This window comes from Pseudomonas sp. GW821-FHT04C07, assembly GCF_059420325.1.
The window spans coordinates 195,949-217,010 of the sequence record NZ_JBWKTM010000008.1; the positions used below are offsets into that span (position 1 = coordinate 195,949).

17 protein-coding genes and 2 pseudogenes are annotated in these 21,062 nt (G+C 60.6%); 10 read left to right on the forward strand and 9 right to left on the reverse strand.

Going from position 1 to position 21,062, the window contains the following annotated elements; genetic code table 11:
• Positions 1-275 precede the first annotated feature (275 nt).
• A complete protein-coding gene (locus AC07UI_RS16670) occupies positions 276-5,183 on the forward strand; it encodes an alpha-2-macroglobulin family protein (RefSeq protein WP_494993526.1) in 4,908 nt (1,635 codons plus the stop codon).
• A gap of 105 nt (positions 5,184-5,288) precedes the next feature.
• Here AC07UI_RS16670 and AC07UI_RS16675 read toward each other — a convergent pair whose 3' ends face one another.
• Positions 5,289-5,582 carry a hypothetical protein gene (locus AC07UI_RS16675; RefSeq protein WP_494993527.1) on the reverse strand — a complete coding sequence of 98 codons (294 nt, stop codon included), beginning with the start codon at positions 5,580-5,582 and terminating at the stop codon, positions 5,289-5,291.
• Positions 5,583-5,825: 243 nt separating this feature from the next.
• Between AC07UI_RS16675 and pbpC the strand changes: the two genes are divergently transcribed.
• From pbpC to AC07UI_RS16700, 5 genes are all read left to right on the forward strand, one after another.
• Complete coding sequence (gene pbpC, locus AC07UI_RS16680; protein ID WP_494993528.1) at positions 5,826-8,147, forward strand: peptidoglycan glycosyltransferase PbpC; 2,322 nt, start codon at positions 5,826-5,828, stop codon at positions 8,145-8,147.
• 150 nt (positions 8,148-8,297) lie between these two features.
• Entirely contained in the window at positions 8,298-8,600 is a 303-nt protein-coding gene (locus AC07UI_RS16685; RefSeq protein WP_494993529.1) for a MazG-like family protein, read from the forward strand.
• Positions 8,600-9,349 (forward strand): methyltransferase, encoded by a 750-nt coding sequence (locus AC07UI_RS16690; RefSeq protein WP_494993530.1) that lies wholly within the window; start codon positions 8,600-8,602, stop codon positions 9,347-9,349. The genes AC07UI_RS16685 and AC07UI_RS16690 overlap by 1 nt, the downstream gene beginning before the upstream one ends.
• A 24-nt stretch (positions 9,350-9,373) precedes the next feature.
• Positions 9,374-9,985, forward strand: a complete 612-nt coding sequence (locus AC07UI_RS16695; protein ID WP_494993531.1) for a DUF4136 domain-containing protein — start codon at positions 9,374-9,376, stop codon at positions 9,983-9,985.
• Positions 9,986-10,026: 41 nt separating this feature from the next.
• Entirely contained in the window at positions 10,027-10,590 is a 564-nt protein-coding gene (locus AC07UI_RS16700; RefSeq protein ID WP_494993532.1) for a DUF4136 domain-containing protein, read from the forward strand.
• Positions 10,591-10,772: 182 nt separating this feature from the next.
• On the opposite strand, the gene AC07UI_RS16705 is transcribed toward AC07UI_RS16700, so the two are convergent.
• Together AC07UI_RS16705 and AC07UI_RS16710 are read right to left on the reverse strand one after the other, a co-directional pair.
• Positions 10,773-13,526 (reverse strand): ATP-binding protein, encoded by a 2,754-nt coding sequence (locus AC07UI_RS16705; RefSeq protein WP_494993533.1) that lies wholly within the window; start codon positions 13,524-13,526, stop codon positions 10,773-10,775.
• Positions 13,523-13,792, reverse strand: a complete 270-nt coding sequence (locus AC07UI_RS16710) for a TadE/TadG family type IV pilus assembly protein (RefSeq protein ID WP_494993534.1) — start codon at positions 13,790-13,792, stop codon at positions 13,523-13,525. The genes AC07UI_RS16705 and AC07UI_RS16710 overlap by 4 nt, the downstream gene beginning before the upstream one ends.
• Before the next feature lie 75 nt (positions 13,793-13,867).
• Here AC07UI_RS16710 and AC07UI_RS16715 point away from each other — a divergent pair, with 75 nt between their 5' ends.
• Positions 13,868-14,338, forward strand: a complete 471-nt coding sequence (locus AC07UI_RS16715; protein WP_494993535.1) for a prepilin peptidase — start codon at positions 13,868-13,870, stop codon at positions 14,336-14,338.
• Positions 14,339-14,628: 290 nt separating this feature from the next.
• A pseudogene (locus tag AC07UI_RS16720) lies at positions 14,629-14,949 on the forward strand (response regulator); the annotation flags it as partial.
• 92 nt (positions 14,950-15,041) lie between these two features.
• Here AC07UI_RS16720 and AC07UI_RS16725 read toward each other — a convergent pair.
• The 4 genes from AC07UI_RS16725 to AC07UI_RS16740 form a co-directional block, all read right to left on the reverse strand.
• The gene (locus tag AC07UI_RS16725; protein ID WP_494993629.1) at positions 15,042-15,308 is read right to left on the reverse strand and encodes a DUF3613 domain-containing protein; all 267 of its coding nucleotides are present in this window, start codon (positions 15,306-15,308) and stop codon (positions 15,042-15,044) included.
• An 18-nt stretch (positions 15,309-15,326) separates the two neighbouring features.
• On the reverse strand, positions 15,327-16,049 hold the full coding sequence (locus tag AC07UI_RS16730) for a tetratricopeptide repeat protein (RefSeq protein WP_494993536.1): 723 nt from the start codon (positions 16,047-16,049) through the stop codon (positions 15,327-15,329).
• A 120-nt stretch (positions 16,050-16,169) separates the two neighbouring features.
• Complete coding sequence (locus tag AC07UI_RS16735) at positions 16,170-17,348, reverse strand: type II and III secretion system protein family protein (protein WP_494993630.1); 1,179 nt, start codon at positions 17,346-17,348, stop codon at positions 16,170-16,172.
• A 77-nt stretch (positions 17,349-17,425) separates the two neighbouring features.
• On the reverse strand, positions 17,426-17,977 hold the full coding sequence (locus tag AC07UI_RS16740) for an SAF domain-containing protein (RefSeq protein WP_494993537.1): 552 nt from the start codon (positions 17,975-17,977) through the stop codon (positions 17,426-17,428).
• Positions 17,978-18,192: 215 nt separating this feature from the next.
• Between AC07UI_RS16740 and AC07UI_RS16745 the strand changes: the two are divergent.
• A pseudogene (locus AC07UI_RS16745) lies at positions 18,193-18,321 on the forward strand (response regulator); the annotation flags it as partial.
• Between the two features lie 56 nt (positions 18,322-18,377).
• The gene (locus tag AC07UI_RS16750) at positions 18,378-18,827 is read left to right on the forward strand and encodes a DMT family transporter (RefSeq protein ID WP_494993538.1); all 450 of its coding nucleotides are present in this window, start codon (positions 18,378-18,380) and stop codon (positions 18,825-18,827) included.
• A 9-nt stretch (positions 18,828-18,836) separates the two neighbouring features.
• On the opposite strand, the gene AC07UI_RS16755 is transcribed toward AC07UI_RS16750, so the two are convergent.
• Both AC07UI_RS16755 and AC07UI_RS16760 read right to left on the reverse strand, forming a co-directional pair.
• The gene (locus tag AC07UI_RS16755; RefSeq protein WP_494993539.1) at positions 18,837-19,691 is read right to left on the reverse strand and encodes a MaoC family dehydratase; all 855 of its coding nucleotides are present in this window, start codon (positions 19,689-19,691) and stop codon (positions 18,837-18,839) included.
• A gap of 2 nt (positions 19,692-19,693) precedes the next feature.
• Entirely contained in the window at positions 19,694-21,046 is a 1,353-nt protein-coding gene (locus AC07UI_RS16760; RefSeq protein ID WP_494993540.1) for a 3-oxoacyl-ACP reductase, read from the reverse strand.
• Positions 21,047-21,062: the final 16 nt, after the last annotated feature.

Sequence of the window (21,062 nt, forward strand, 5' to 3'; positions counted from 1 at the left end):
CATTGTAGCGGCAGTTTCGGGACTCGCGCCGCCTCCTTGATCGTTCCCACGCTCTGCGTGGGAACGCCGCCATGGACGCGCAGCAATCGCCGTTGATGTGACGCGGAGCGTCACGGGATGCATTCCCACGCGGGAGCGTGGGAACGATCATCAGCAAATTCTTCAATGACCAGAACCAGCCCGCCCGGCGTCGGTCAATGTGACCGGCGCCCCAGGCGGTTTGGCATCAGTGATATATAGTTCAAGGCTACGATACTCCTGCCAATGAGTGCCCCATGCTTAACAAAGGACTGTTTCTGGCCTGTGCGTTGGCGCTGCTAAGCGCGTGCGATTCGTCGACTTCCGAAAAAGCGCCTCCCACCGCCGCGCCCCCGGCGGCGGTCACAGCGCCCACGGCCAAGGCGATTCAGGACACTGCGGTACTGAAGCAGCGCTACGCCGGCCGTGAGTTAAGCGTGGTGGACGTTTCCGAAGTTCAGCTTGATGGTGCCAGCACGCTGTCGGTGAGCTTTTCGGTGCCGCTGGACCCTGAGCAGAAATTCGACGAAAAACTGCATCTGGTCGACAGCAAATCGGGCAAGATCGACGGTGCCTGGGAACTCTCCGACAACCTGATGGAACTGCGCCTGCGCCATCTTGAGCCCCGGCGCAAACTGGTGCTCACTGTCGATGCCGGGCTACGCGGGGTCAACGATGCCAGACTTGCCGCCGAGTACGTCAGCCGCCTGGAAACCCGTGACCTGCAACCCACAGTAGGCTTCGCCAGTCGTGGCACCTTGTTGCCGACCCGTCTGGCCGAAGGCCTGCCGGTGATCGCGCTGAATGTCGACAAGATCGACGTCGAGTTCTTCCGGATCAAACCCGAATCCCTCCCGGCGTTTCTCAGTCGGTGGGGCCGCAGCGCCAGCCTGCAAAGTTATGAATCGCGCGAACTGCTGCCGATGGCCGATCTGGTTTACGGTGGTCGCTTCGACCTGAACCCGGCGCGCAATACCCGGGAAACCCTGTTACTGCCGATCGCCGGCCTCAAGCAACTGCAACAGGCTGGCGTTTACCTGGCGGTGATGCGGGCTTCCGGCACCTATAACTACTCGCAACCGGCGACCCTCTTTACCCTCAGTGATATCGGCCTGTCGGTGCACCGTTACCAGAACCGTCTGGATGTCTTTACTCAAGCGCTGGACGGCGGTAAAGCTCTGGATGACGTCAGTCTCGAACTGCTTGATAGCGAGGGCCGGGTAGTAGGCCAGGGCAAGACCGAGAAGGGCGGCCATACCGAGTTGTCGCTGCCGAAAAAAGCCGAAGTGTTGCTGGCCCATCAGGGCGAGCAGACCAGCATGTTACGACTCAACAGCGCCGCGCTGGACCTGGCCGAGTTCGATATCGGCGGGCCACAAGCCCATCCCCTGCAGTTTTTTGTGTTTGGCCCGCGTGACCTGTATCGCCCCGGCGAAACCGTGCTGCTCAACGCCTTGCTGCGGGACAAGGACGGTAATGCCGTCAAACCGCAGCCGGTCAGCGTTGAAGTGCGTCGCCCGGATGAGCAGGTCAGTCGCAAGTTCGTCTGGGACGCCGATGCGTCCGGTCTCTATCAATACCCACTGCAACTGGCCGGTGAAGCGCCGACCGGGCGTTGGCAGCTGGTGTTCGATCTGGGTGACGGCAAGCCGCAGTTGTATGAGTTCCTCGTCGAAGACTTCCTGCCCGAGCGTCTGGCCCTTGAGCTAAAAGGCCGTGATGCCCCGATCAAACCGGCCGATACCGCCGAAATCAGCGTCAAAGGCCGTTATCTCTATGGTGCCCCGGCCTCGGGCAATCGCCTGAGCGGCCAGGTTTATGTGCGTCCGCTGCGTGAGGCGGTCAACGCGCTACCCGGTTATCAATTCGGCTCGGTCACCGAAGCAGAGCTGAGTCAGGATCTGGATCTGGACGAGAGCACGCTGGACGCCAACGGCGAGGCAACCATCGATCTGGAAAGCAAATGGGCCGGGGCCAGGTCGCCGCTGCAACTGATCGTTCAGGCCAGCCTGCACGAGTCCGGTGGTCGCCCGATCACTCGTCGTGTGGTGCAACCGGTATGGCCGGCGGATCGTTTGCCGGGGCTGCGGGCGTTGTTTGATGGCAAAGAAACCGACGGCAACGGCCCGGTCGGGTTCGAGCTGCTGCTGGCCAACAATGAAGGTCAGAAGCTGGCGGCGGACAACCTCAAGGTACGGCTGGTGCGCGAGCGTCGTGACTACTACTGGAACTACTCGCAAAGCGATGGCTGGAGCTATCACTTCAACGAAAAATTCCTCACCCTCGATGAAGAGACCGTCAGCATCAAGGCCGGTGACACCGCGAAAGTCAGTTTTCCGGTGGAGTGGGGCCCGTATCGCGTCGAAGTCGAAGACCCGCAGACCGGACTGCTCAGCAGTCTGCGTTTCTGGGCCGGTTACCGCTCCCAGGACAACACCGAAGGCGGCGCGGTGCGACCGGATCAGGTCAAACTGGCGCTGGACAAGCCCGCCTATGGCGATGGCGACACGGCTAACGTGACAGTCACGGCGCCCGCAGCTGGCAAAGGTTATCTGCTGGTGGAGTCCAGCGACGGACCATTGTGGTGGCAGGAAATCGATGTGCCGGCCGCAGGCAAAAGCTTCGCGGTCAAGCTTGATCCGAAATGGTCGCGGCATGACCTGTATGTCAGCGCGCTGGTGATTCGTCCGGGTGAACGCAAAGCCAATGTCACCCCGAAACGCGCGGTCGGCGTGCTGCACCTGCCGCTGGATCGGACCCAGCGCAAACTCGGGGTGACCCTGAATGCACCGGAAAAGATGCGCCCCAAACAGCCGCTGACGGTGAAGATTCAGGCGAAAAATGCCGATGGCAGCATGCCGAAACACGTGCACGTGCACGTGCTGCTGGCTGCGGTGGACGTGGGCATCCTCAATATCACCGAATACCCAACGCCTGACCCGTACTCCAGCCTGTTCGGTCGCAAGGCGTATGGCGCTGACCAACTGGATATCTATGGGCAACTGATTGAAGCCGGGCAGGGCCGTTTGGCCAGCCTGGCGTTCGGTGGCGACGCTGCGCTGGCCAAGGGTGGCAAGCGTCCCGACACCAGCGTGACCATCGTTGCCCTGCAAAGCGCGCCGGTGACCCTGAACGAACAGGGCGAAGGTGAAGCCAGCGTCGACATTCCGGACTTCAACGGCGAACTGCGTCTGATGGCTCAGGCCTGGACCGATGATCGCTACGGCATGGCCGAAGGCAAAACCGTGATCGCCGCGCCGCTGATCGCCGAACTGTCGGCGCCGCGTTTCCTTGCTGGTGGTGACCAGACGAAGCTGGCGCTGGACCTGTCGAACCTCTCGGGCAAGGCACAGAATCTGACGGTGCAACTGAGTGCCGAGGGCCAACTGAGTCTGCTCGGTGACGTGACCCACAGCGTGCAACTGACTGAAGGCCAGCGCACGACGTTGCAGATTCCGGTGCAGGCACTGGGTGGCTTTGGTCAGGGCAAGGTCAAGGTGCTGGTCAACGGCCTCGACCTGCCGGGCGAGAGCTTGCCGCCGTTCACCCGCGACTGGACGCTGGGCGTGCGTCCAGCCTATCCGGCGATGCTCAAACACTACCGCGCGGTGCTCAAGGATCAGCCGTGGAACTTGCCGGAAGGTGAGCTGGCGGCTTTCGAGCCGGCCGGGCGTGAAGCCTTGCTCAGCCTGTCGAGCCGACCGCCGTTGAACCTTGGCGAACAGATCCGTGCGCTCAAGGCGTATCCGTATGGTTGCCTGGAGCAAACCACCAGCGGGCTGTATCCGTCGCTTTATGCCGATGCCGCGAGCCTTGAACGCCTCGGTCTGGAAGGCGAGCCGGATGCTGACCGCAAACGCAAGATCGAGCTGGGCATCGAGCGCCTGTTGGGCATGCAGCGCTACAACGGCAGCTTCGGTTTATGGGGGGCGAACGGTGAAGAAGAGTACTGGCTGACCGCCTACGTCACCGACTTCCTGTTGCGTGCTCGCGAGCAAGGTTTCACGGTACCGCCTGAAGCCCTGAAAAAGGCCAGCGAGCGGCTGCTGCGTTATGTGCAGGAACGTAACCTGATCGAAGTGAACTACAGCGAAAATGCCGAGCACACGCGTTTCGCGGTGCAGGCCTATGCCGGTCTGGTATTGGCCCGCAGCCAACAGGCGCCGCTGGGTGCGTTGCGCAGTCTGTTCGAGCGGCGTACCGATGCCCGCTCCGGTCTGCCGCTTGTGCAACTGTCCATTGCCTTGCAGAAAATGGGCGATCAGCCGCGTGCTGATCAGGCCTTGATCACAGGGTTGGCAGCGTCGCGCAACAGCAAGGACTGGCTCGCCGATTACGGCAGCCCGCTGCGCGATCAGGCGCTGATTCTAGCCTTGCTGGAAGAGAACGACCTGGCCAGGGGTAAGCGTGAAGAGCGTCTGTTCGAGTTGTCCGATCAACTGGCTGCCAGCCGATACCTGTCGACCCAGGAGCGCAACTCGCTGTTCCTCGCCGGCCGTGGTTTGCTGGGTAAACCCGAAGCCATCTGGAATGCGCAACTGAGCAGTGGTGGTGAAACCCGTGAGCTGAGCAATAACCAGCCTGGCCTGAAACTTGAAGGCCCGTTGCTGGCTTCGCCGCTGTCCCTCCACAACGAAGGCAAGGAGCCTGTGTATCAGCAACTGACCATCTCCGGTTATCCACAACTGGCGCCGGTAGCCGGCGGCGAGAACCTGAGCATTCACCGCGAGTACCTGGGCATGAACGGCCAACCGTTGAACCTCAAGGCCTTGACCAGTGGTGATCTGGTGCTGGTGCACTTGGCACTCAGTGCCAAACAGCGAGTGCCGGATGCCTTGGTGGTGGATTTATTGCCGGCCGGTCTGGAGCTGGAAAACCAGAACCTGGCTCAGAGCGCTGCGAGCCTGGAAAACGCCAGTAGCAAGGTCAAGGAATGGCGGGACTCGATGCAGAACGCCCGCCTCAAGCATCAGGAATTCCGCGATGACCGCTACGTGGCGGCGATGGACCTGGACGGTTACGGCACTGCGCACCTGCTGTACCTGGCGCGGGCCGTCACCCCTGGCGCCTACCGCGTACCACCGCCGCAAGTGGAGTCGATGTACCGGCCGAACTGGCAGGCTGTGGGCGAAACAGTGCCGCAGATGGTGATCAAGGGTAGATAGCGCAGAGATTTTTGTGATCGTTCCCACGCTCCGCGTGGGAACGATCAGCGCGTAGGAAATGCCGAAGGTTCGGGCCGCGTTCGGACGATATTTTGCTCTTTGGGTTCAATGAATAATCCAGCTCAACAACCACAGCCCGAGCACCAGCCAGATGATCCCCATGATGATTGAGGCCCGCATAAAGGCGCGGATCGCCGAGTACAGCAGCATCAGGCCGATAATCAGCGCGAGGATGCTGATGATCGAGGCGTCCATGCCCAGCGCCCGGGAAAACCCCTCGATAAAATTGCTGCTGGCGTGAGTCAATGCATCGAAAAATCCACTGAGCACATCGACGATAAACCGGATGACTGAACCAAGTGCCTGGCCGAGCCATTCGGAAAAGCTTTCTACCTGCATGTATGCGTCCTGATGAAAGGGTTGGCGTCATTGCCATGCCCGGGCCTTAGGCCATTATTCGCTTCAGCGAGTTCCCTTAAAGCATAGAGGTTTGCGGGTTTGAATTTGCGATTAGTTACTGAGCGTCTGCGTTCCCTGTGGGGGCTGGCTCGCCTGCAATTGCGGCGACGCGGTGTGTCAGGTGAATTACCTTCGCGAGCAAGAACCCGGCGTCCCCCCAGGCTCCGGCAGGGGCCGCGCTGGATGAGGTTTTTGCGTAGGGTTCTGGTTGCTGTACTGCTGTTGATCGCACTGCTCTGGCTCGCCGACCGCATCTGGCCGTTGCCCTTGCCCCAAGACGATCTGGCGCGTGTGGTGCTGGCCGAAGACGGCACGCCGCTGTGGCGGTTCGCCGATGCCAATGGCGTATGGCGCTACCCGGTGGAGCCCCATCAGGTTTCGCCGTATTACCTCCAAGCGCTGCTGACTTACGAAGATCGCTGGTTTTATCAGCACCCCGGCGTTAATCCCTTGGCGCTGGGGCGCGCCGTATGGCAGAACCTCTCTGGCGGGCGCGTGCTGTCGGGGGGCAGCACATTGTCGATGCAGGTCGCGCGCCAGCTTGATCCGCACACGCGAACGCTGCTCGGCAAACTGCGGCAACTCTGGCGCACCGCGCAACTGGAATGGCATCTGTCCAAGGATCAAATCCTCAGCCTGTATCTCAATCGCGCGCCGTTCGGCGGTACGCTGCAAGGCGTGGCGGCGGCCAGTTGGGCATACCTTGGCAAGTCGCCGCAGCAACTGACTCACGCCGAAGCTGCACTGCTGGCGGTCCTGCCGCAGGCACCGAGCCGCTTGCGCCCGGACCGTCACCCGGCGCGAGCCCAAGTGGCACGGGATAAAGTCTTGCGGCGGCTGGCACAGTTCCATGTCTGGCCGCAATCAGCGGTGAACGAAGCACTGGAAGAGCCCTTGCTGCTGGCGCCACGCCTGGAACCGAGCCTCGCGCCGTTGCTGGCGCGAAGGTTGAATCGCCCGGACAGCCCGCCGCTGATCCGCACCACCCTGGATGCTACTTTGCAGCGACGTCTTGAGGACCTGCTGCTGGGCTGGCGCGCGCGCTTGCCGGAGCATACGTCCGCAGCGATTCTGGTGGTCGAAGAAGAGACCATGGCGGTGCGCGCCTACCTTGGCTCGGTGGACATCAACGACACACGGCGCTTTGGTCATGTGGACATGATCAGCGCCATGCGCTCGCCCGGTTCGACCCTAAAACCCTTCCTGTATGGCATGGCCATGGATGCCGGGCTGATCCATTCCGAATCCCTGCTGCAGGACGTGCCGCGGCGTTACGGCGATTACCGGCCGGGCAACTTTTCCATGGGCTTCAGCGGTGCGGTGTCGGCCAGTAGCGCGCTTGCGATGTCGCTGAATCTGCCCGCGGTGCAGCTGCTCGAAGCCTACGGGCCGAAACGTTTCGCCGCCCGGATGCGCATCGGCGGCGTTCCGCTGACGCTGCCGGCGTTGGCCGAGCCGAACCTGGCGTTGATTTTGGGCGGGGCTGGTAGTCGTCTGGAGGATCTGGTCAGTGGTTACAGTGCTTTCGCCCGTGGTGGCAAGAGCGCCAATATTCGTTTGCAACCGGACGATGTGCTGTATGAGCGGCCGTTGCTGTCGCCGGGCTCGGCGTGGATCGTGCGGCGGATCCTCAGCGGTCAGGCGCGGCCGGATCGCGATCCGCTTGCCGAGTTGGTGCAGCGCCCGGTGCTGGCCTGGAAAACCGGCACCAGCTACGGTTTTCGCGATGCCTGGGCGATTGGCGTCGGCCCACGGTACTTGATCGGCACCTGGATCGGCCGCCCGGATGGCACCCCGGTGCCGGGGCAGTTTGGTCTGGCCTCGGCAGCGCCACTGATGCTGCAAGTGCACGACGTGCTGATCAACCGCGACAGTCAGCGGGGAATCACCGTGCCGGCGCAACCAGTGCCGATGAACGTCGGGGTAGCGGCGATCTGTTGGCCATTGGGTCAGCCCATGAACCGTAACGATCCCAATTGCCGGCGCCAGCGTTTCGCCTGGACCCTGGACGGCACCACCCCGCCAACCTTGCAGGCACTGGATCAACCGCTGGGCGTCGGTTTGCTGGAAAAAATCTGGGTTAACGCCAAGGGCCTGCGGGTCGACGTCAAATGCCCAGGGGCGCAGGCTCGTGATATTGCGTTGTGGCCAGCACCGCTGGAACCGTGGTTGCCGAGGGTGGAGCGTCGCGAAGCGCGTTTGCCGGCCAACGACCCTGAGTGCCCGGGGCCGATGCTGTCAGCCGCGTCGCCATTATCGATTGTCGGCGTGCACGAAGGCGATCAACTGCGCCGCCCGGCCGCGAGCCAGGAACTGCTGCGATTGGAGCTTTCGGCCTTGGGCGGCAGCGGTCGACGATGGTGGTTTATCAATGGCGCACCGCTGGGTGACAGCGCCAGTCAAGACAGCATCAACGCGACCTTTGATCAGCTCGGCCGCTACCAGCTCAGCGTGCTCGACGAGGGCGGGCAGACCGCACAGGTCGAATTCAGTGTTGTTGATTAGTCCGTCATCGCGAGCAAGCTTGCTCCGAAAGGTTATGCGCTGTTCTTGCAGGAGCGAGTTTGCTCGCGATCTGTCGCGAAGCGACAGCAATGCCCGGTACTTGCCTTCACTCGCCATCCACCCGAAGCTATACGCCTTCAGGAGAGCCCGATGAACCTTGACGAACTGACCGAACGCCTACACTCCATCCGCGACCGTAACGACTGGCGCCAATTCCATAGCCCGAAAAACCTGGCCATGGCCGCCAGTGTGGAAATGGCTGAACTGGTGGAAATATTCCAGTGGCTCAGCGAGGATCAGTCGCGGCAGTTGCCTGCCGAAAAACTTGCCCATGCCGGTCAGGAAGTGGGCGACATCGTGCTTTATCTATTGTTGTTGTGCAGCGAGTTGGGGCTGGACATGGAACAGGTCGTGCGCAGCAAGCTGGCAGACAGCGAACGGAGATTCAGCTAATGAGCGACCGTCATTTCGATCAGTTGGCGACCCGTTTCGCCGAGAAAATCTACGGTGGTGCCAAAGGCGCGATTCGCCTCGCGGTGCTCCAGGCCGATCTGGCCGAGGCCCTGCCGGACCGCCCATTGCGGGTGCTGGATATCGGTGCCGGTCTTGGTCACATGTCCCTGTGGCTGGCCGAGCGTGGGCATCAGGTGACACTGGCCGAGCCTGCCGAGCCGATGCTCGAAGGCGCGCGCCAGCGTTTCGCCGAGGCGGGTCAAACCGCGACCTTCATTCAGGCACCGTGGCAGGAATTGCTCGGCCAGCTCACCGAGCCTTACGACCTGGTGCTTTGCCACGCGGTGCTGGAATGGCTGGCCGAGCCCCACGCGATCCTGCCGGTGCTGCATCAGCTTACGACCCAGGAAGGCTGGCTATCGCTGGCGTTCTACAACCGTGATGCGTTGATTTATCGCAACTTGCTCAAGGGCCACTTCCGCAAGATGCGCAAGAACAACATGGCCGGTGAAAAGCAGAGCCTGACGCCTCAGCAGCCGCTTGATCCACGTGAATTGGCAGTGCAACTCGAAGGTCTGTGGCAGGTCGAAACTCAGAGCGGGGTGCGGGTTTTCCACGACTATATGCCGGTGGAATTCCAGGCACGCGCCGAATTGCTGGATTTGCTGGAAATGGAGCTGGCTCATCGTCGTCACCCAAGCTTTGCCGGACTTGGGCGTTATTTGCATTGGATCTGCCGTCCGGTTTAAGCGGTCCCGTCAGTGGAGAGCGAAATGAAACGCCGCGTTGGATCAGTCGTGCTGTGGTGCTCGCTGTACTTGAGCCTGGTCGCTTGCCAGGGCAACAATCCTTATGTCGCCAGCTCTAACCCGATTCCGCCCGCACCGCCACAAGCCGCCAATACTTTCGACCGCAGCGCCTATCCGGCGCCGCAACGGGATTACGGTCGCTATCGCAACTGGGCCTGGCTCAACGGGCGTTTGCCCGTCGGCTCGGCTTGGGCCGATTCGGCGCAGATTGCTGAAGCGGTCAGCAATGCTCTTGACCAACGCGGTTTGCGCCCGCTGCGTGACAACCGTCCGGCGGACCTGTGGGTCAGCGCCGACGTGCATCTGGAGAAACGACTGCGTCAGGTGCAGGACGACTACGGCTACGGCGGTTATAACCGATATGGCAATGGCTACGGTATGTACAACACGGTGCCGGTCGTGCGCACGTATGAGGTGCAAGTGATGGTCGTGCGGGTCGACTTGTTTGACGCCGGCAGCGGTCAGCCGGTGTGGAGCTCCAGTGCCGAAACCAGTAGCCAGGGCAGTCTCAGCGAGCGTGCCGATGCATTGCGCAAAGCTGTGGAAAAGGCCCTTTCGGCGTATCCTCCTGGTTAGCGACACGCCGTCAGGTTCATGTCTTCGACCGGAGAAAAATCATGTTCCGCCGTCTCGTTTTACTGGCTTTGGTTGCGTTGCTCGGCGCTTGCGCTTCCAGCCAGGTCAACCACGACTTCGATGCCAGCCGAGACTTCGCCGCCTATCGCAGCTGGAGCTGGAAAGAACCCGCCCTGCAATACCGCCCCGATGATCCACGGATCAAAAGTGACCTGACCGAGCAGCGCATCCGCCAGGCGATCAGCGATCAATTGGATCAGCGTGGTCTGCGTCCGGCTGCCACTGGTACCAAGGGCGATCTCAAGGTGCAGGCTTACCTGATCGTCGAAAACCGTCAGCAACAAGTGACCACCAGTTACGGCGGCGGCGGCGCCTGGGGTCGCCCATGGAATGGTTATTGGGGCGGGCCGATGTACAACGAAACCCGCAATGTCACCTACAAGGTCGCGACCATTCAGATCGACCTGCTCGATGGCAAGGACGGCAAGCTTGTCTGGAGAGGCAGTGACGAGCAAATGCTCAGCCGCACGCCGGAGCCGGCAGACCGCAGCGCCGCTATACGGGTAACAGTGGGCAGGATTTTGGCGAATTATCCGCCGAGGTAAGGACCTTTTCATCAGAAGCCAGGTAATGTCAGTCGGTTAAGCGATTGGTTTTGCGCAATACCCTGCTGCCGCAGCCTGCGGCAGCGGTTGCAGGGAACTTCGCCTCCCCCGGGGATTACCTACTGGAGGAAGCGCTCGGCACTGCGCCGGCAAAGGAGTGCTCGATGTCCCATTCGGGTGATCTAACCCACCACCGGCAACTCAATACAAAACCGCGCACCCTCAACCGTGTTGCTGGCGCTTAGCCGTCCGCCCATGTTCTCGACGATGCCGTAACTCACTGACAACCCGAGTCCGGTCCCGACACCGACCGGTTTGGTGGTGAAAAACGGTTCGAAAATCCGCTCCAGCAGCCGCGGGTCGATTCCGCCGCCGTTGTCCTCCACCCATAGGCGCACCGAACTGCCATCTCGTTGGGCAGACACCGCAATCCAGGGTATGAATTCCCGGTTGGCCTCGCGTTTGCTCAGCAGTGCGTCGCGGGCGTTGACCATCAGGTTGATCAGCACCTGCTCAAGCTGATCGACATAACCGCGTACTTGCACCTCGAAGGCCATCTCCCTGACCCGCAGTTCGACGCCTTTGCCGCGCATACCTTCGCTGAGCAGCGATAGCGTGCCTTCTATCGCCTGCGCCGGGTTGAACGGTTGCTGTTCGACTTCCGAGCGTCGACCGAACACCCGCATATGATCGACTACCCGCGCCGCACGCTGGACCTGGGCGTCGATACGGTTGAGTGTGTCTTGCAGGTAGTCGATCTGCACCTCGCCGCGGCTCAAACGTTTGAGCACATTGAAGATGGCCATGCGCATCACGTGCAACGGCTGGTTGATTTCATGGGCAAGGCCGGTGGCCATTTCACCGAGTGTGGCCATTTTTGCGCTTTGAGCGAGTTGCTGTTGGGAGCGACGGACTTCGGTGTTGTCACGGCCCACGGCTTGAACCTCCAGCAATCGGCCTTGCTCATCGAACACCCCCCGATCCGACCAGATCCACCAGGCGTGTTCGCGCCCAGGCAATTGCAGGCTGATTTCTGCGGTGCTCACCGGGAGTTGCGGGCTTAACCGGCTGATGCGCTGGACAAACGCTTCGCGCTGTTCGGCAGACAACCAACTGCCCAGACTCACCCCCGGCAGTTGCGCAGGCAGACATTCCAGATAGTTCGCCAGGGGCCGGTTGCCGAAGGTCAGGGTCAGGTCCGGGCGATAGCGACAGATCATCGCTGGCGAGTCCTCTACCAGAATGCGATAGCGCTCTTCGCTCTGTTTCACGTGCTCGGCGGCCAAGGTCGCCTCGGTGATATCCAGCCACAGTCCGACGGCCTCCACCGGCAGGCCCAGGTCATCACGGAGCAATTTGGCTTCATCCAGCAGCCAGTGGTAATTGCCGTGTTTATCTTGCAGGCGATAACGGCAGCGCACCGAGCCTTCGCGCAGCAGTTGCCGGGTGCGTTCGAAATACAGGTCGCGATCTTCGGGATGAACCCGGTCTACCAGTGCACCATTGAGACAATCGACCAGGTTCCAGCCGAGCAGCGGCAGCAAACTGTCGCTGAAAAACGTCGGTTGCAACGCACCTTCGACATAACGCTGCACGTAGATCACCGCAGGCGAGCTGGCGATCAGGTTATCCAGCCGCGCATGGGCGGCATCGGCTTGCCGTTCCTGGTTCTTGATATCGCTGATGTCGAGCATGAAACCGACCACCCGCCGAGCTTCGCCCACTCCCAGTGCCTGGCCTTGAAGGCGATACCAGATCGGGTTTTGCGCGGCGTCTGACCGGTGCAGGCGTACACACAGCAACAAGGCTTTGCCGTGTTGTTGCAGGTCCTGCAAGCGGCTGCTCAGCTCCAGGCGGTCAGCGGGATGAATCAGGGCCAGCCACGCGTCCAGGGGCAGCCGGGCAGTGTCTGGTTTCAGATGCAGGTTGAGGGCCAGTTGTGGCGCCAGTTGTACCTCGCCACTGTGCGCATAAAGCTCCCAGCAACCGGTGCCGAGTAATCCTTGCAGGGTTTCCAGTCGCTCCAGTTGCTGATGGTGATGCTGTTCGCGCAAGCGGCTCAACAACGGCCCGGCCAGCGAAGCGGTCAGCAGCAACCAGTCACGCTCACTCAGGTCCGGGGCGCGCTTTTGCACCGGGTAGAAGCCACAGAGCAACCAGGCCGCAACACCATGATCATCGCGGTAGGGCACCATAAACCCATCGCTATTGCCAAAGGCACTTTGCAAGCGCGGATGTTCGCTGAAGCCCTGGCGCACGCTCAGGCGCAACGGTGTATTGCCGTTCAAGCTGTCCAGGCTGGTACCCAGAAGCTGCCCGGCGTGCCATAGCGCCGGGGCATCGTGGGCCGCATACTGGCTATGGATTTGCCAACCCTGCTCCTGTTCGTCGAGCAACGCGAGGGCGATACAGGGGATGCACCAGCGCTGGGCAAGCGCTTGCAGTTGTTCGTTCAAGACCTCCGCCAGCCGCGCCATGCTGCACAAGTACAGATGTTCACTCATCTGTCCGGCAAACACTTGGCATTGCTCACGGCTTTGGGACAGCTGCCGCTCGTGGAGCAAGTCGCCGATATCAAGTAACTGCAGCAGCCAGCCGTCCGCTGTGGGCTGGACCCAACCGCGCAGATGCAGGCTTTGTCCGGTGAGGCTCAGGAAGTCCAGGTCGAGGGTCTGTCCCTGCCAATCGGCGGGCGCGCCGTCGACCACAAGCGCGCTGTGGGGCAACAGGAAATCGAGCAGACGCGGCGACTGATTACCGGGTGTTTGTTGGACCAGAGCATGGTGCAAGGGTCCGGTCATCTGCAGCACGCGGCCATCGTGGTCCAGGTACAGGTGCAGCCCGACACTGCGCGCGGTGACGCTGCCCGGCGTCTGGGCAGTGAGCGGGGGCTGGCGTCCGAGCAAGCGCCCGAAGAGTTTTTCCCCCGAATTCAAAACTGCAAACTCGACTTCGCGCTGAGTGTCACCGGCAGATTGGGGACTGTTCCCACGCCGGGTAGCAGCAGAAACGGCAGGACCTGATTTAATTTAATGGTTGGATAGTTCATGCTGACGGTCAACACCTCGTTGAACGATTGCATCGGCAGCAGCGGCAGGCTGTAACTGACCAAGCCATAAAACACCGCGAAGAAAATGACAAACACCAAAGCGAATTCAATCGCCACGGCACCTTTTTGCTTTCTGAGGAGGCTTAGCGTCATCAGTGCGTCTACCCTGACAAGTACTACGTCATACCAGCATAGAATCATTCAGCCAAAAGGGACGCTTTTTACCTGATGCAGAGCTTTATCCTATTTATCTGGCTGGCTCTCTGCGCTGTGCAGGACATTCAGCACCGCCAAATTGCCAATGGCTTGACCCTTGGCGCGACGGTCGTGGCGCTGGTGTATTTGCTGTGGAACGACACCACGTGGCTAGGCGCCCGTGCGGAGCAGGGTGTCTGGGCATTCTTGCTGGCGTTGGCCTTCACGTTGCCCGGCTACGTGTCAGGGCGTCTGGGGGCGGCTGATGTGAAGCTGATGGCTGCGTTGGGGCTGGCGACCGACAACCTGCATCTGTTGGGAACCTTCATTGGCGCGGGCATCGTCAGTGTCATCTGGCTGCTGATTGCTCCCAGGCTATGGCCGCATATCAGTAAAAAGCTGAGAACCCGCTTGCAGTACCTCGATCCGAAAGAGTCCAGACAACAACCCTTTGCGCCATTCGTTTTTGTCGGCATGCTCCTGGCTGTCGCCTGGATTCATTAGTAGCCCTGAGCTACTAGTGGCCTGTGTGGCTAGTTCTGTTAGTCAACTTCGGCGCCAGCAGCCCATATCCTGCGTTGCTGTTCCTCGCCATAGCGGGCTATGACTCGTCACAGCGCCTTGGCTCTGGGCCGCCGGCATCCGAATTTGAGCTAACGAACTAGCCACACAGGCCACTAGCGCTATGTACATAGTCGCAAAGTAGTCTATTTTCAATTCAGTACCTGAACAGCCCGACGCTGCAGGTACAGGAAAGGTCAGTCAGTCTTCGGCTGCCAGACATGGAGTCGCGCGTGAACAAGCTAATGTCCCCGGTAAAAGTGCTTGTGGTCGACGATCAGCCGCCGGTCGTGGAAGAACTCTGCGAATTTCTCGAAAACAGCGGTTATCGCTGTGTCCCCTGTAAATCCAGCAGACACGCCATCGAACGTTTCAGTGAGGACGCTGAAATAGGCCTGGTGCTGTGTGATTTACACTTGCCCGAGCTGGACGGCATTGAGTTGGTGCAGGAGCTGCAACGCATCGCCGGCAAACAGCGAGCGTTCGAGGCGATCATGCTCACCGGGCATGCCGATAAGCAGCATGTGATCAAGGCGCTACGCGCCGGGGCCGCCTTTGATCAGCGAGCCGGACACAGCAAAGCCGTGTTGACGGAAAGGCTCAGGGCGTGATGGCGGCCTGTCATTGAACGAAGATCTCGCCTTTACTAATTGGATTTCACCCTCCCGGCCATTTTCTGCTCATAGAGGGCAGGAATTTCATGTTGATAGCTTTTCAGCCAGCGCTGCATGCTCAGCTCACGCTCGGCGGGCGTTGCGATTTGCGGTATTGACGATGCCACTGTGTTGCGGCCTTGCAGCTGCAGCCAGACTTCGGTTCCTTGTTGCTGCGCCGAGGCGGGCCCGGCATCCATGGCCAGGGCGGTCAACGGCAGGCTCAGCAGGCCCGCATAGCAGAGGATATTCAGTTTCATCATGGCCTCTCTTGGTGCTTACTTGATACTCGGTTGTTGTGGATCGCTGGCGGTAACGACTTGATCGCCTACGGCCGGTTTGGCTTTGATCAGGGTTTTGAGCTTCTCGGCGCGCGCCTTGGCATTGGTGAATTGTTCAGGGCTCAGGCCGGCGCGGCTGACCACCTCGGAAGCTTGTCTCCAGTTGTCTTGATAGAGTAGCAAGGACACCAGATTCACTGCCGCCAATTGATCTGTCTGCTTGAGCTCAATGGCGGTGAGGAACTCAAAGCGTGCTTCGTTGATCCGCAGTTGGTTGAGGTAGACCACGCCCAGGTCGTTGCGGATTTTCTCGTCAGTGGGCGAGAGTCGTGCGGCACGCGACATATGTTCCAGGGCCTGGTCGTTGTCACCTTTGGCCGCGGCCAGTTGGCCCAGGCCATGTTCAGCTTCGGCTGACAGGCAGGTGCCGAGCAGGCTGCGGTACAGCGGCTCGGCTTCATTTTGGCCCAGCAAGCGGTAAATCCTGGCTTTGCGCAAGCGCACCTGGTTGAGGTCATCGGGCAGATTTTGCAGGTTGGCCAGGCCGGCGTGCAGCTTGCCATCATTGATCATGTCGTCGGCCAGGTTCAGCGACAGTTCCTGATCGGAGTTCAATTTGGCACAGGGGCCGGGCGGGGAAAGGCTCGACCAGGAGCCCTGACCGTTGGTGGCGCAGCCGCCCAGCATCAGCAGGCTTAGTACAGCAATCATTGCTTTCATCAGGATCCCTCTAGTAAGCAAATGCACGGGCGATGTCGGCGCTGATCACTTGCCCCAGTGGCGCCTCAAAGTAAGTACTGTTGCGAGTGATCGCAAGGAAGGTCTGACTCAGGCTTTGGTTCATTGCGAGAGTCCCATTTTTTTGTCGAAGTCGCCGTTTTCCAGGAAGTACATGCGGTAAAAGTTCGGGTCGTAATTGCGCAGTTGCTCGCCGGGCAGCGACGGCAGTTGCGCATTGGCCGCCAGCGGCTGAACCAGGTGCGGGGTGACGATCATCAGCAGCTCGCGCTCTTCGCGATTGATCTTCGAGTCACGGAAAAAAGCCCCGAGGATTGGAATATCACCCAGGCCGGGAAACTTGTTGACCTGAGAATTATTGCGGGTACTGATCAAGCCGCTGATCACGAAGCTTTCGCCATCGGCCAGGGAAACGCTGGTGTCGGTACGTCGCACCGTCAGTGCTGGCACCACGGTACCGGCGATGGTCACGGCGTTGGTGAAGTCGAGTTCACTGACTTCCGGCGCCACCTTCAGGGCAATGCGGTTGCGGCCGACGATCGTCGGCGTCAAGCTCAGGCGGATGCCGAATTCCTTGTATTCGATGAACACGCTGTCGCTGCCGGAGCTGGGCACCGGAATCGGAATCTCGCCGCCGGCGAGGAAGCTTGCACTCTGGCCGCTGAGGGCCACCAGGCTCGGACGTGCCAGGGTGTAGGCAAAACCGCTGCCCTCCAATGCGTTGATCGCTACCAGGGTTTTGCCGCCGATCCAGTTGAAGTTGAACTGGGCGTTATCCACTGGTGCGACGGCGGTGACGACTCCGTTAATCGTCGGCAGGGTTTTCGGTGCGCCGAACAGGAAGTTGCCACGGGTACCAAAAATTGAGGTCGTGGCTTCTTTGAGCTTGGTGCGGCTGACCTCGACAAAGCGGATGTCGGTCTGCACCTGGATGGGCAGCGTCGGGTCTTCGGACGGTGCTAACGAACTGCTGGTCAGGGAGGCGCTGGCTTTGCCCTGAACGAATATCATGCTCTGACGAGGAGCACTGGAGCACGCGGTCCAGACCATCAGGCTGGTTGCGCCCGGGGCCATACCCGTGAGCAGAAAAGCATTGTTGCCATTGAGGTGCACGTCGGCGACTTTCGGATCGCCCACCGCCAGGCGAGTGATCGCCACAGGTGATGGTATCTCTCGCTGGAGGCCCTCGCCGACTTCAATCGCTGCTGGCAATCGGTCTAATGCGGGGCAGTTGCTGGAGGCGGCTAGCGCCATATCGATAGGTAGTCCGGCCAGCATCATGGCCCAGATCACACGTTTGAACTCTGGCACGGAATGTTTGCGCATGTATGTTCTTCCCTGCTTTATCAAGGGGTTTGTCATGAGGCCTGGTTACCGCGAATAATCTCTATGGCTGTGTGTAGCGTAGCCACAGTATTGTTTCTAGCCAGCCCTTTGGACGCCGCACCGAGGGCCAGTTGGGTGAATTGGAACAAGTGACTATTGACGGCGTAGAGGTTGGCCGGGGAGTCGCTTTCGCCTGCCCAGGAAAGGGCTTGCGGGCCACCGGCCTCGAAGCTGTCATCACTGAACCAGGCACCGGCGCTCAGGTGCCGCCAAGGCGCACGACCAACAACCTGATCGATACTGCTCAGGCTGCCAGCAGGTGCACTGCGAAGTTTTTCCAGAGCAAGGTCAGCGGCGCTGATCGGCACGAAAGGAGGTACGTCGTGGACCAGCACCACGACCGGTTGACAGGGCTGGTCTTCGGCCGTGGCAACAGCTTTTTCCAGTGCGACGGGGGCGGCGCTTTGGATCATTGGTTCGGCTACCAGCACTGGTTGGTGGCTGAGTACGAGCCCCCAATAAACAACAAAAATGGCCCCTGCTAAAAGTAATCCGGCCAGGCCCATGGTGATGCGACTGTTCATCACGGCTCTCCCTTTCCTGCCGTATTACCAGTCTGTATTTCCAGACGGTCAGTTTCGCAATCAGGCAGCTATGAACATGTATCTATTTGCTATTTGACGGTAGCGCAGACCAGCCAAAATGCCATTACCCAGAAAGAAATAACTCGAAGACGTCTGAAAAATTTCAAAAACGACGGACTTTTGGCGTGATCCTTCCGGTTAATACTTTGTGATTAATCCGTTCTTGCAGTTGCTTCACCGCGACCTCGGTCAAACTTGCCCTGCAACACTTGACCCGCAATCCGGATATCGCGTTGGTCATCGCCGACCTGCGCATGCCGGAAGAAAGCGGAATGCCGATCATTTAATCAAGAGGCATTGCCTTATACTGCGCGTCCTGACTTCCCCGCTGGAGAACACTATGCCCGCCCCTGTCTGGTGGCTGCTTTGCCTGCCCTTTATTGCCGGCGCTTTTCTTCCGCTGCAGGCGGGGATCAATGGCCAACTGGCCAAGCAGGTGTCCAGCGTTCTGGCTGCGGCATTGATTTCATTTTTTGTCGGGGCCGTGGCGCTGCTGATTCTGGTCATGGTTCAACGTGAAGTACCAACCTTGAATGCGCTGAAAAGCCTGACCTGGTGGCACTGGAGCGGGGGGCTGCTCGGCGCTTTCTTTATCACCACAGCCGCGTTTGCCGGCCCGCGAATCGGCGCCATGTTGTTCATGGCGCTGGTACTGGCCGGTCAGTTGGGCATGGCCCTGGCACTGGACCATTTCGGCTGGGCCGGTTTTCGCGAAGCGCCGATCAGCGTCGGCAAGGTTGCCGGGCTGGTGCTGATCCTGGCCGGGGTGTTCATGATCCGGCGTGGTTGAGTCGCAGCCTCAGGCAATCGGCCGCCAACTGCCGAGCATGTGCTCCAGATCCCCGACACCCATCAATCGCAAATCCCCACTGGAGCCCGCTGCGCTGCTCAGTAATGTGACCTCGCCGGGCAAGCGCACCGGTTTTTTGAACTCCACCGCAATTTCTACATTGGCCGCGGGCAAACGCTCGCTGAGTGCTGCCAGGGTGCGCGCCTTGTTCCACAATCCATGGGCGATGGCCTTGGGGAATCCGAACATTTTGGCGCTGACGGCGCTCAGGTGAATCGGGTTGTAATCGCCGGAGACCCTGGCGTACCGACGGCCGATGTTGGCGGGAGCCCACCAGCGCGTCAATTCGCTCAAGGCCGTGGGCGCTGATTGCGTTTCTTCGAGTGGTTCGCCCGGCAACTCGACGCCTCTGCACAGCATGCGGCTTTCGGCTTCCCACAGCGGACCGAGCGGATCTTCAAGCGTGGTGATCAGGTCGAACACCGCACCTTTGGCGTGAGGTTGCAGGTTTTTCAGATGAACACTCACTCGCACACTGCCGACGCCGCCCATGGGTCTTAACACGCGGATGCGATTGGCCAGATGAATCAGCCCCAGCAGCGGGAAAGGGAAGTCACTGGCGGTGAGCAGTTGCATCTGCAAGGCGAACGCCAGCACATGGGGATAGGTCGGCGGTAGCAAGCCGTTCTCGGTAAAACCGCAGACTTTGCGATAGGCCGCCAGCCGTTTTGGGTCGACATCGACCCAGCAGCGCAAGCCATTCTCGGGCAGTGTGGTGCCGGTGATCTTGCGCCGCGTGGCTGCCCGAACGTATAGCTCGGTCAGGTTGGGGGCTCTGTTGAGTGTGTGCCAGTCCACTGCCATGATTATGCTCCCAATACGTTTTGCCCACAGACGCGCAAGGCTTGCCCGGTGACTGCGCCGCTACCCGGCTGGCTGAGCCAGGCCACAGCTTCGGCGACGTCCTGGGGCAAACCACCCTGACCCAGAGAACTCATGCGCCGCCCGGCTTCGCGCAGAGCGAACGGAATATGTGCAGTCATCTGTGTTTCGATAAAGCCCGGCGCTACCGCGTTGATGCTGATGCCGCGCTCCTGCAGCAGCGGCGCCCAGGCCTGGGCGAGGCCGATCAGCCCGGCCTTGCTCGCGGCGTAGTTGGTTTGCCCGCGGTTGCCGGCAATGCCGCTGATGGAGGCCAATAGAATCACTCGACCGTTATCGCACAGGGTGCCGCTGTCCAGTAGCGCCTGGGTTAGTACTTGCGGCGCGTTGAGGTTGACGGCGAGCACCGCGTCCCAGAAATCCGGGGTCATGTTGGCCAGGGTCTTGTCGCGGGTAATCCCGGCGTTGTGCACCACGATATCAATGCCGTCCGGCAGCTGTTCGATCAGTTGCGTACCGGCATCCTCTGCGCAGATATCCAGCGCGATACCGCGCCCGCCCAAGCGAGCGGCGAGGGCATCGAGATCGGATTTGGCCGGCGGCACGTCGAGCAGGATGACGTCGGCGCCATCTCGGGCCAGAGTCTCGGCAATCGCTGCTCCGATACCGCGTGCAGCGCCGGTGACCAGGGCTTTGCGCCCGGCCAGGGGGCGGCTCCAGTCCTGCACCTGGGTGTCGCAGGCACTCAGGCGCAACACTTGCCCGGACACGTAGGCGCTTTTGGGCGAAAGGAAAAACCGCAGTGCACCTTCAAGCTGCTCTTCGGCGCCTTCGCCCACCTGCAACAACTGCAAGGTGCCGCCGTTGAGCAATTCCTTGGCCAATGAGCGACTGAAACCTTCCAGCGCCCGCTGGGCACTGGCGGCGAACGGGTCGCTCAGGGTGTGCGGTGCGCGTCCGAGAATTACCACGTGAGGGCTGTTGTCGAGGTTCCTCAGCAGCGGCTGGAAGAATTCGCGCAATTGCTTGAGTTGATCGGTCCGGGTAATGGCGCTGGCATCGAACACCACGGCTTTGAGTTTGGGGCCGTGACCGGGAATCCAGGCAGGCGCCACCAGCGGCTCGGGGCCGTAGCTGTAAATAGCATCGGTCAGCTTGTTGGCGAACGCGCTGATGTTCTGCGCCAGCGGGCCACTGCCAATCAGCAACGCGCCTTCGACGGGTCGCAGGCGCCCGGCCTGCCAGCGCTCCAGACGTCCCGGTGACGGCAGGCCAAGGGCACCGACCAGGCGGCGGCCGATTGCCGAGTTGGCGAAGTCGATGTAGCGATCAGACATGGAACGCCCTCCAGCT

Excerpts from the sequence above, each read along its gene's own strand:
- AC07UI_RS16735 (WP_494993630.1), bottom strand. The coding sequence starts at position 17,348 with ATGATGCTGGCCGGACTACCTATCGATATGGCGCTAGCCGCCTCCAGC.
- AC07UI_RS16730 (WP_494993536.1), bottom strand. The coding sequence starts at position 16,049 with ATGAAAGCAATGATTGCTGTACTAAGCCTGCTGATGCTGGGCGGCTGC.
- pbpC (WP_494993528.1), top strand. The coding sequence starts at position 5,826 with ATGAGGTTTTTGCGTAGGGTTCTGGTTGCTGTACTGCTGTTGATCGCA.
- AC07UI_RS16755 (WP_494993539.1), bottom strand. The coding sequence starts at position 19,691 with ATGGCAGTGGACTGGCACACACTCAACAGAGCCCCCAACCTGACCGAG.
- AC07UI_RS16760 (WP_494993540.1), bottom strand. The coding sequence starts at position 21,046 with ATGTCTGATCGCTACATCGACTTCGCCAACTCGGCAATCGGCCGCCGC.
- AC07UI_RS16675 (WP_494993527.1), bottom strand. The coding sequence starts at position 5,582 with ATGCAGGTAGAAAGCTTTTCCGAATGGCTCGGCCAGGCACTTGGTTCA.
- AC07UI_RS16715 (WP_494993535.1), top strand. The coding sequence starts at position 13,868 with ATGCAGAGCTTTATCCTATTTATCTGGCTGGCTCTCTGCGCTGTGCAG.
- AC07UI_RS16690 (WP_494993530.1), top strand. The coding sequence starts at position 8,600 with ATGAGCGACCGTCATTTCGATCAGTTGGCGACCCGTTTCGCCGAGAAA.
- AC07UI_RS16710 (WP_494993534.1), bottom strand. The coding sequence starts at position 13,792 with ATGACGCTAAGCCTCCTCAGAAAGCAAAAAGGTGCCGTGGCGATTGAA.
- AC07UI_RS16700 (WP_494993532.1), top strand. The coding sequence starts at position 10,027 with ATGTTCCGCCGTCTCGTTTTACTGGCTTTGGTTGCGTTGCTCGGCGCT.
- AC07UI_RS16685 (WP_494993529.1), top strand. The coding sequence starts at position 8,298 with ATGAACCTTGACGAACTGACCGAACGCCTACACTCCATCCGCGACCGT.
- AC07UI_RS16725 (WP_494993629.1), bottom strand. The coding sequence starts at position 15,308 with ATGAAACTGAATATCCTCTGCTATGCGGGCCTGCTGAGCCTGCCGTTG.
- AC07UI_RS16740 (WP_494993537.1), bottom strand. The coding sequence starts at position 17,977 with ATGAACAGTCGCATCACCATGGGCCTGGCCGGATTACTTTTAGCAGGG.
- AC07UI_RS16695 (WP_494993531.1), top strand. The coding sequence starts at position 9,374 with ATGAAACGCCGCGTTGGATCAGTCGTGCTGTGGTGCTCGCTGTACTTG.
- AC07UI_RS16670 (WP_494993526.1), top strand. The coding sequence starts at position 276 with ATGCTTAACAAAGGACTGTTTCTGGCCTGTGCGTTGGCGCTGCTAAGC.
- AC07UI_RS16750 (WP_494993538.1), top strand. The coding sequence starts at position 18,378 with ATGCCCGCCCCTGTCTGGTGGCTGCTTTGCCTGCCCTTTATTGCCGGC.